Origin of the sequence: Flavobacterium sp. (assembly GCF_030146175.1) — a bacterium.
Taxonomy (GTDB): Bacteria; Bacteroidota; Bacteroidia; order Flavobacteriales; family Flavobacteriaceae; genus Flavobacterium.
Genome location: NZ_JASLCE010000135.1, coordinates 1 through 10,108, shown reverse-complemented (window position 1 = coordinate 10,108; position 10,108 = coordinate 1). Strand labels below are relative to the sequence as shown.

Sequence of the window (10,108 nt, the reverse complement as noted above, 5' to 3'; positions counted from 1 at the left end):
CGTCATTATTGTCTTTAAAACGGATGGCCTTTTCGGTGGTGTCGTATGCGGCGGTGTTGAGTCCGATACGGATTAATTGTCCCGCTACGTTTTCCACTTCCGACAAACCGACTTCGTTATTCGCGTCGCGCACCATAAAAAAAGTTTTGGTCGTCGTCGTTTTGGTGGCAAGATTTTCAAATTTTATATAATCATTATTAGCATTAATCTCCAGGCGTTTGGTTGGGTTGGTTTTTCCAATGGCAATATTTCCGGCAGCCGTAATGCGAAGTCGTTCCAATCCATTGGTGCCGACAATAAAATCGGCATTGTCTTTTGTGCCGATATAATCGCCATTTGCGGCCACTCCGATAGCAGCAGTAGAAGGTGAAGTACCTTCATTGCCATAATAATTCCATCCGGAAACATAATTCCATTTGGTTTTGTTCCAAAAATAAAAACCGTCGGGTTGTGGGTCGTTGTTGTCGGTGTCGTCCAAATAAATCATTAATCCGGCTGTAACTGGATTTGAAGCCGGAAAATTATTGACTCTAGGTACTAAAATTCCATCGGTATTTGCAGGAGTTAGGCTGTTTGCGATGGAAATATCCAGACTCGATTTCGGAGTCGTAGTTCCGATGCCGACTTGAGCCGATACGGAAACACAGGATATAGCTACGGTAAAAAGAAGGGGCAATCTCATATTCGGCAAAAATTAGAAGTTGATAATAGATCTCGAAATTCTAATAAATCGCATTTTGCGTATAACTATGTGATTTAGTACTACTAATTTAGGTAAAAAACTTATTCAAAAAGCAGGTGGTTTTACTTTTTTATTCGCAAAATGCGTATTTTGTAAAAATATTCGCGCAGGTAATTTTAAGGGTATACCGGAGGTAACTTGAAATATGATGGAAATTGAAAATAATTTTCTGTTTTTTATTTTATATTTGTTAATCTAATTCAATTATACGGTGAGCCAAATCAATAAGCTTAAAATTCTGAATGATCCTATATATGGTTTTATTACCATTCCCAATACCTTAATTTACGACCTGATTCAGCATCCTTATTTTCAACGATTGCGACGTATTTCGCAAATGGGGATGTCCTACCTGGTTTATCCCGGAGCGCATCATACCCGTTTTCATCATGCCCTGGGATGTATGCATATCATGCAAAAAGCGGTTCAGGTATTGCGTTTTAAAGGTGTTGTTATTTCGGACGAGGAGGAAACGGCTTTGTATATTGCCATTTTATTACACGATATTGGCCATGGTCCTTTTTCACATGCGATGGAACACAGTATTGTAGAAGATGTACATCATGAGGAAATTTCAATGCTGTTTATGAACCGTTTAAACGAAGAGTTTGAAGGGAAGCTAAGTTTGGCGATTCAGGTATTTAAAGGGGATTATCACCGACAGTTTATGTTGCAGCTTATCTCAAGTCAGTTGGATATGGATCGTTTGGATTACCTGAAACGGGATAGTTTTTACAGCGGTGTAGCCGAGGGAAATATCAATTCCGAACGTCTGATCCAGATGATGAACGTAGAAAATGACTTATTGGTTATCGAAGAAAAAGGAATTTATTCGGTAGAAAAATTTCTGGGCGCCCGACGACTAATGTATTGGCAGGCGTATTTGCATAAAACCAGTGTGGTGGCAGAGTTGATACTGACCAAGATATTAAAGCGTGCTAAAGAACTGGCACAAAAAGGTCAGGTTCCGGAATGCAGTAAGCCGTTACAATTTTTTATGACACATAAGGTGACATTGAACGATTTTGATAACGACATATTGGACAAATTTGCTCAATTGGATGACTTTGATATTATGAGTGCGATTAAAACATGGCAGTTTCACGATGACTTCGTGTTGGCTTCCTTAAGTAAAATGATTATTAATCGTGATTTGCTTAAGATTCGCATGGTGTCCGAAAAAGTTGAAAATTCGGATGTGGAAGTCCTTAAAAAGAAATGGCTGGCTTTGCATCCAATGACGGAAAAAGAGGCGGAGTATTTTGTTTTTAAAGGAAAAATTAAAAATCAGGCGTATAATAAAGCCGGAGAGCCAATTCGTATCCTGAAAAAAGACCGAACTGTGGAAGATGTTGTCGAAGCATCCGACCAAATGAATCTGAAAGCCCTGTCCAAACCGGTTACCAAATATTATATCTGTTTTCCAAAAGTACTTTTAGGAAGTTTAGATTAAATTAAATTTTATATTTTTGTCGGGATGAAATTTACAGCTGAACAAATTGCAGGTATTTTAGAAGGAGTAGTTGTTGGGAATCCCGCGGCCGAAGTCTATAAATTAGCAAAAATAGAAGAAGGTACGGAGGGATCGTTAACTTTTTTAGCCAATCCGAAATACCTTAATTATATATATACCACACAGGCCACGATTACAATCGTTAATGCTACTTTCGAACCGGAACAGGAGCTTACAACGACACTTATTAAAGTAGAAGATGCCTATAAATCCTTTTCCAAATTACTGGAGTATTACAATCAGGTAAAACTGATGAAGTCCGGAATCGAACAGCCTTCGGTTATTTCAGATAATGTAACGTACGGGGAAAACCTGTATTTGGGAAGCTTTTGTTATATCGGTGCCAATGTGAAAATCGGAAATAATGTAAAGATTTACCCGAATAGTTTTGTTGGCGACAATGTGACGATTGGCGATGATACTATATTATTTGCCGGAGTACGGGTTTATTCCGAAACCGAAATCGGTAAAAAATGTGTGATCCATTCCGGATCTATTATCGGTTCCGACGGTTTTGGTTTTGCACCAAACGAAGAAGGCGTTTATAATAAGGTACCGCAAATTGGAAATGTGATCATCGAAGACAATGTCGACATCGGTGCTTGTACTACAATCGACCGTGCAACGTTAGGATCGACTGTTATCCGTAAAGGGGTAAAACTGGACAATCAGATACAAATTGCACATAATGTCGAGATCGGCGAAAATACCGTTATCGCATCGCAAACCGGAGTAGCCGGATCGACTAAAATCGGTAAAAATTGTATGATTGGCGGACAAGTGGGTATCGTAGGTCATATTACGATTGGAAACAATGTTAAGATACAGGCACAATCCGGAGTATCCCGAAGTGTAAAAGATTTTGAAACCATACAGGGAAGTCCGGCGTTTAATTACGGCGATTTTAGCAAATCCTATGTGGTCTTTAAAAACCTGCCGAAAATCGTAAAAGATATCGAAGACTTAAAACGAAAAAAATAGCAACAAAATAAAACCAAAATTTAAGCCATGGTTAAGCAAACAACCATTAAAAACGAAATTTCATTAAAAGGAGTAGGGCTCCATACAGGTCAGGAAGTAACCATGACCTTTAAACCGGCTCCTGTGAATAATGGTTACACCTTTATACGTGTAGACTTGGAAGGACAGCCGATCATTGAAGCGGATGCCAACTATGTTGTAAATACGCAAAGAGGAACCAACCTTGAAAAGAAAGGCGTTAAGATTCAAACCTCCGAACACGTACTTGCCGCTTTGGTAGGGTGTGATATTGACAATGTAATCATCGAATTAGATGCTTCAGAACCGCCTATTATGGATGGTTCATCCAAATATTTTGTTGAAGCAATCGAAAAAGCGGGTGTTGAAGAACAAAATGCCGAACGAAATGTTTATGTGGTAAAAGAAGTGATTTCCTATACCGACGAAGCAACGGGTAGCGAGATTATTGTGATGCCGGCCGATGAATATCAGGTAACCACTATGGTTGATTTCGGAACCAAAGTATTGGGAACGCAAAATGCTACCATGAAATCTATCGGTGAATTTAAAACCGAAATCGCAGATTGTAGAACATTTAGTTTCCTACACGAACTGGAAAGTTTGTTGGAACACGGATTGATAAAAGGAGGCGACCTGAACAATGCTATTGTTTATGTAGATAAAGAAATATCGCAGGAAACAATGGAGCGTTTAAAAGTAGCATTCGGAAAAGAAAAAATTTCCGTAAAACCAAACGGAATTTTAGATAACCTGACGTTACATTACCCGAACGAAGCCGCCCGTCACAAACTATTGGATGTGGTTGGTGATTTGGCTTTAATCGGAACCCGAATTAAAGGGAAAGTAATCGCAAATAAACCGGGACACTATGTAAACACGCAATTTGCGAAAAAAATGTCGAAAATTATTAAAACAGAACAACGCAATCAGGTTCCGGTATACGATCTTCACAAAGAACCGTTAATGGACGTAACTAAAATTATGTCTATGTTGCCACACCGTCCGCCATTTTTGTTGGTAGACCGAATTCTGGAAATGTCCGATTCGCATGTGGTTGGTTTGAAAAATGTAACGATGAACGAAGATTTCTTCGTAGGTCACTTCCCTGGAGCGCCGGTTATGCCGGGTGTTTTAATCGTGGAAGCGATGGCACAAACCGGAGGAATCCTTATTTTAAGTTCGGTTCCGGATCCGGAAAATTACCTGACTTACTTTATGAAAATTGACAATGTGAAATTTAAAAATAAAGTATTGCCGGGCGATACACTGGTATTCAAATTAGACCTGTTGTCACCAATCCGAAGAGGAATTTGTCATATGCAGGCCAGTGCTTATTCCAACGGAAAATTAGTCACCGAAGCCGAATTGATGGCACAAATCGTGAAAAAGAATTAAACAAGCAAAGTATGAATCAACCCTTAGCATACGTACACCCGGGCGCAAAGATTGCGAAAAATGTGGTGATTGAACCTTTTACAACGATCCATAATAATGTTGAAATCGGGGAGGGAACCTGGATCGGTTCCAATGTGACGATTATGGAAGGTGCCCGTATTGGGAAAAACTGTAATATTTTCCCGGGAGCCGTTATTTCGGCTGTTCCTCAGGATTTAAAATTCGGAGGTGAAGATTCTTTGGCTATTATCGGAGACAATACCACAGTACGGGAATGTGTTACGGTAAACCGTGGAACGGTAGCATCCGGTGTTACTAAAATAGGTAAAAACTGTCTTATTATGGCTACGGCGCATATTGCGCACGATTGTCATATCGGAGACAATGTAATAATTGTAAATGGCGTACTTTTAGGTGGTCACGTAACGGTTGGCGATTTTGCCATCATCGGCGGACTTTCGGCAGTACACCAGTTTATCAATATCGGAGAGCATGCCATGATTTCCGGAGGATCGCTTTTGCGTAAAGATGTTCCGCCGTTTACCAAGGCTGCAAAAGAACCGCTATCTTATGTGGGAATTAACTCGGTAGGATTGCGAAGAAGAGGATTTTCTACTGAAAAAATCAGAGAAATTCAGGATATTTACAGAATTTTATACCAGAAAAATTACAATACCACTCAGGCTTTAAGCATTATTGAAGCCGAAATGGAAGCTACTCCGGAACGCGATGAGATTATTTTATTCATTCGTAATTCCTCAAGAGGTGTAATGAAAGGATATACCGGTATATATTAATAAGTAAGCAAATAGATTTTTAAATAAACAAACAAAATAAAAAATGGCGAGTACGGCTGATATTAGAAACGGATTATGTATCAAATTCAACAATGATATTTATAAAATTGTAGAATTTTTACACGTAAAACCAGGAAAAGGACCTGCATTTGTAAGAACAAAATTAAAAAGTGTAACCAATGGTAAAGTATTGGATAATACTTTCTCAGCAGGACATAAAATCGAAGTAGTTCGGGTAGAAACTCACAAATTCCAGTTTTTATACGCGGAAGGAGAAGATTTTCACTTTATGAATGTGGAAACGTATGAGCAGATTGCTTTAAATAAAAACATTCTTGATGCTCCGGATTTATTAAAAGAAGGAGAAAATGTAATGGTTCAGATCAATGCTGAAACGGAAGCGCCATTATCAGTAGATATGCCGGCATCTGTAGTATTGGAAGTAACCTATGCAGAGCCAGGAATTAAAGGAAATACGGCTACAAATGCTACTAAACCGGCAAAAGTAGAAACAGGAGCTTCTATTAACGTGCCTTTGTTTATCAACGAAGGTGACAAAATTAAAATCGACACCGCTACCGGTTCTTATATGGAACGGGTTAAAGAATAATTTTATTTTTATTGGGCAATATAATATTGCCCAATTTTATCTTACTATAATATGAAATTTACAAGAACCTATTCTTTACGTGAAATCGCTGCGATAATTGATTGTAAATTTGTAGGTGATGCCGAATTTCCAGTATTGGGAATGAATGAGATTCACGTGGTTGAACCGGGTGATATTGTTTTTGTGGATCACCCGAAATATTACGACAAAGCATTACAGTCGGCTGCAACAATAGTTTTGATCAATAAAGAAGTGGAATGCCCTGAAGGGAAAGCGCTTTTATTGTCGGACGATCCGTTTCGCGATTTTAATAAATTATCACGTCACTTCAAACCGTTTAAAGCGACAGGAGTTGCTATTTCGGATACCGCTGTCATTGGCGAAGGTACCGTAATTCAGCCCAATTGTTTTATCGGAAATAATGTGGTGATTGGTAAAAACTGCCTGATTCATCCTAATGTTACCTTGTACGACGATACGGTAATTGGCGATAATGTGATTATCCATGCCGGTAGTATTTTAGGAGCAGATGCGTTCTATTATAAAAAACGCCCGGAAGGATTTGATCAGTTGGTTTCCTGCGGTCGTGTGGTAATCGAAAATAACGTTGGTATCGGTGCTTTATGTACCATCGATAGAGGTGTTACCGGAGATACAACCATTCGCGAAGGCGCTAAAATAGACAATCAGGTACATATCGGACACGATACGGTAATTGGTAAAAAATGTCTTATCGCGGCTCAAACCGGAATTGCCGGATGTGTAATCATCGAAGATGAAGTAACGCTTTGGGGACAAGTGGGAACCACCAGTGGTATTACCATCGGTGAAAAAGCGGTTGTTTTGGCACAGTCCGGAGTTTCAAAATCACTGGAAGGCGGTAAAGTTTATTTTGGTTACCCGGCCGAAGAGTCAAGGGAAAAACTAAAACAGCTGGCCTACGTGAAAAAGATTCCGCAAATTCTAACACAAATCAATAAAAATGAATAAAGAACTGGTTCAGGCGTTTTATCTGGCAAATGGTCCGTTAAACAAGAGTTTGATGGAAACATTCCTGCACGATGAAATCATCTTTAACTGGCACAGTTCCAAAGGCTTTTTACAACTGGACAAACAGGATTTACTGGAACTGGCAACGGAACTGAGTAAATCGTATATCGCGTCAAGGATCGAAATCAATCATATTTTGGAAGACAATCATAAGGTATCGCTACATTACACCCATTATGTAGCACCGATTGAAAATCCAAACGAAGAGATCATTTTAGCGCATTTTATGGTCATCTGTGAACTCAAAGACGATAAGCTCTATAAGGTTTACCAGATGAGTCAGTTGGACTAAGCGAAAAAAATAAAAAATAGCCGATAAAAGTTTGAAAAAACTTTCTTCGATTACGTTCAAAACCCTATTTTTGCAACACAGTTTTTAAAAATAATATAAAAAAAATATCATGAGTGTTTTAGTAAATAAAGATTCTAAAATAATTGTTCAAGGATTTACAGGTAGCGAAGGAACTTTCCACGCTACGCAAATGATTGAATATGGTAGTAACGTTGTAGGTGGAGTTACTCCGGGTAAAGGAGGAACAACGCATTTGGACCGTCCGGTTTTCAACACGGTAAAAGACGCTGTTGATCAGGCAGGTGCCGATACGACTATCATTTTCGTTCCGCCAGCTTTTGCTGCTGATGCAATTATGGAAGCTGCGGATGCTGGTATCAAAGTGATCATCACGATTACAGAAGGTATTCCGGTAGCCGATATGATTAAAGCTTATGATTATATTAAACACAGAGACTGTCGTTTAGTTGGACCTAACTGTCCGGGTGTAATCACTCCGGGTGAAGCTAAAGTTGGTATCATGCCAGGTTTCGTTTTCAAAAAAGGAACTGTAGGTATCGTTTCTAAATCAGGAACATTAACATACGAAGCTGCTGATCAGGTTGTAAAACAAGGTTTAGGAATTACTACAGCTATCGGAATTGGTGGTGACCCGATTATCGGAACGACTACTAAAGAAGCGGTAGAATTATTAATGAACGATCCGGAAACAGAATGTATCATCATGATCGGTGAGATCGGTGGACAATTGGAAGCTGATGCTGCACGTTGGATTAAAGCTGACGGAAACCGCAAACCGGTAATCGGATTTATCGCTGGTGAAACCGCTCCGAAAGGAAGAACAATGGGTCACGCTGGTGCGATTGTTGGTGGTGCTGATGATACTGCTGAAGCTAAAAAACGTATCATGAGAGAGAATGGAATCCATGTGGTAGATTCTCCGGCTGAAATCGGTAAAAAAGTAAAAGAAGTATTGGGTTAATTCCCGGTCGCTATAAAAATAAAGGACTGTCTGTTTAGACGGCCCTTTTTTATTGCTATTTGTCAAGGTTTTTCTCCAGATGTAATTGGAAAAAGGGTAAGTATAGAAAAAATTCCTTGCAGCTATACAAATAAAGGGCTGTCCGCTTAGAAGCCTCCTTTTTATTGCTATTTGCTACACCTGACAGGTTTCTAAAACCTGTCAGGTGTTATATATTAGATAATTAAATATTTTTTGAATGCTGTTTTAAAACATTCGAAGCCTGTTTTACATGGCGTTCGTTATGGTAAATCAGAAACGATAGGGTATCACCCAATTGCAAACGGATAAACCGACTCAGACTAATAGCCGTTTTGTTTTTGATCAGATCAACTTGCTGTGCTTTTTCGAGAATAAGTAATAAGGTTTCCTGTTGCGTAATAAAAACATCCAGAACACCTTGATCCAGTTGACTACCGATTGGATTATAACTTTTTAAGGATTTTATTTTCGTCCGACTTTCCGCTTTCATCATTCGGGCAAAATAACCGCCTAAAACTCCGGTTTTATAAAACAATCGCGGCTTTTTATTACAGGCTTTTGCAATACAACGATTTAGCTCCGGCAGATAAAAATCGCCATAACGATTCAGATGTTCAAGACATTCCAAAATACTCCAGCTTTTTTCCGATTGTCGCCAGTTGAGTGTTTTCGGATTAGTAGCTTTAAAAGAATTCGCAATTTCGATATTACTTTTGGTTATCGTGGTTAATTCGTCCAGTAGTTGCTTTGTTTCCATCGTTTAAATATTTGTACAAAATTCGGATATGACGGACGAATAAAAATTGATACAAATCAAGACTTTTTGATACGCGACAAGGTTTCGGCGGTCATTCGAAGATAAGAAGCGATATATTTATCCGGAATTTCCTGGAAAACCTGTGGACTTCGTTTTAAAACACTTTTATACCGATCGACAGGCGAAGCCATTAGCAGATCTCTTTCCCGTTCCATTTGTTGGAGTATCAGCTGACCGAGTATTGTATTCCATAATTTTAAATGCGTTAGATCGCTTTCTATAAAATTCAGCAGACTTCTTTTAGAGATGGTCCGAACGGTGCATTTTTTCAGTGCCTGAATGTAAAACTGTGTAGGCTTGTCTGTGAAAAAGCTGTCAATGGCCGTAACAAACGAATTTTTATAACCAAACCGAATGGTGTTTTCTTCTTCGGTATCAATAGTAAACACCCGGACGCTACCTTCAACAATAAAGAAAACAGTCGAATCCAGGCTGCCTTCGGTTATCAGGTAAGTATTTCGTTTAAAAATCGTTTCGGTTTCCCAAAGCTTGTTTTCTAATAATAAAGTATATAAAGTTTCGATAGCATTCATATAGGGAACAATTGTGTGATGATCATAAGTAGAATGTTATCAAAGATATTAAAATAGAAAGGGTAAGGGATTTTATTTTTAAAGTGATTATTATGGTGTTAATCAGGTGATTATTTTTTGATAACAAAATTAAAATAGTACAAATTGTCTATATTTATATTGAAAATAAAGATAACAGAACTAAAAATAACAATATGGAAGGACAACAATACGCATTTCAGCCTTTTTCGAATGACGAAATCGAAAACCTACGAGAGGAAATGAAAAAACTGGAAATCAGTTTGGATCACACTGAAAACAGGAATTCTTTTTTTGAAAATCCGTATGCCTCTTTGATGAATAATTTTAACATAA

At 38.5% G+C, this 10,108-nt stretch carries 10 protein-coding genes and 1 pseudogene; 8 read left to right on the top strand and 3 right to left on the bottom strand.

All coding sequences use genetic code 11. The features are described 5' to 3' along the window. Positions 1–682: pseudogene (locus Q1R07_RS15275) on the bottom strand (hypothetical protein); the annotation flags it as partial. A 271-nt stretch (positions 683–953) separates the two neighbouring features. Between Q1R07_RS15275 and Q1R07_RS15270 the strand changes: the two are divergent. From Q1R07_RS15270 to sucD, 8 genes are all read left to right on the top strand, one after another. Beyond that, entirely contained in the window at positions 954–2,195 is a 1,242-nt protein-coding gene (locus tag Q1R07_RS15270; RefSeq protein ID WP_300491922.1) for an HD domain-containing protein, read from the top strand. A 24-nt stretch (positions 2,196–2,219) separates the two neighbouring features. Continuing rightward, positions 2,220–3,236, top strand: coding sequence for a UDP-3-O-(3-hydroxymyristoyl)glucosamine N-acyltransferase (gene lpxD / locus Q1R07_RS15265; RefSeq protein WP_300491921.1), 1,017 nt, complete (start codon positions 2,220–2,222; stop codon positions 3,234–3,236). A gap of 27 nt (positions 3,237–3,263) precedes the next feature. Continuing rightward, positions 3,264–4,652 (top strand): bifunctional UDP-3-O-[3-hydroxymyristoyl] N-acetylglucosamine deacetylase/3-hydroxyacyl-ACP dehydratase, encoded by a 1,389-nt coding sequence (locus Q1R07_RS15260; RefSeq protein WP_300491919.1) that lies wholly within the window; start codon positions 3,264–3,266, stop codon positions 4,650–4,652. An 11-nt stretch (positions 4,653–4,663) separates the two neighbouring features. After that, positions 4,664–5,449, top strand: a complete 786-nt coding sequence (gene lpxA / locus Q1R07_RS15255) for an acyl-ACP--UDP-N-acetylglucosamine O-acyltransferase (protein ID WP_300491916.1) — start codon at positions 4,664–4,666, stop codon at positions 5,447–5,449. A gap of 43 nt (positions 5,450–5,492) precedes the next feature. Then, positions 5,493–6,059 carry an elongation factor P gene (efp, locus tag Q1R07_RS15250; protein WP_300491914.1) on the top strand — a complete coding sequence of 189 codons (567 nt, stop codon included), beginning with the start codon at positions 5,493–5,495 and terminating at the stop codon, positions 6,057–6,059. 51 nt (positions 6,060–6,110) lie between these two features. After that, positions 6,111–7,049, top strand: a complete 939-nt coding sequence (locus Q1R07_RS15245) for a UDP-3-O-(3-hydroxymyristoyl)glucosamine N-acyltransferase (protein ID WP_300491912.1) — start codon at positions 6,111–6,113, stop codon at positions 7,047–7,049. Continuing rightward, entirely contained in the window at positions 7,042–7,401 is a 360-nt protein-coding gene (locus Q1R07_RS15240) for a nuclear transport factor 2 family protein (protein ID WP_300491910.1), read from the top strand. Before Q1R07_RS15245 ends, Q1R07_RS15240 begins: the two co-directional genes overlap by 8 nt. 109 nt (positions 7,402–7,510) lie before the next feature. After that, positions 7,511–8,383 (top strand): succinate--CoA ligase subunit alpha, encoded by an 873-nt coding sequence (gene sucD / locus Q1R07_RS15235; RefSeq protein ID WP_136401399.1) that lies wholly within the window; start codon positions 7,511–7,513, stop codon positions 8,381–8,383. 223 nt (positions 8,384–8,606) lie between these two features. Here the strand turns inward: sucD and Q1R07_RS15230 are convergent, their stop codons facing one another. After that, positions 8,607–9,161: a DinB family protein gene (locus Q1R07_RS15230; RefSeq protein WP_300491906.1), complete on the bottom strand. Its 555-nt coding sequence runs from the start codon at positions 9,159–9,161 to the stop codon at positions 8,607–8,609. A gap of 56 nt (positions 9,162–9,217) precedes the next feature. After that, on the bottom strand, positions 9,218–9,754 hold the full coding sequence (locus tag Q1R07_RS15225; RefSeq protein ID WP_300491905.1) for a Crp/Fnr family transcriptional regulator: 537 nt from the start codon (positions 9,752–9,754) through the stop codon (positions 9,218–9,220). Positions 9,755–10,108: the final 354 nt, after the last annotated feature.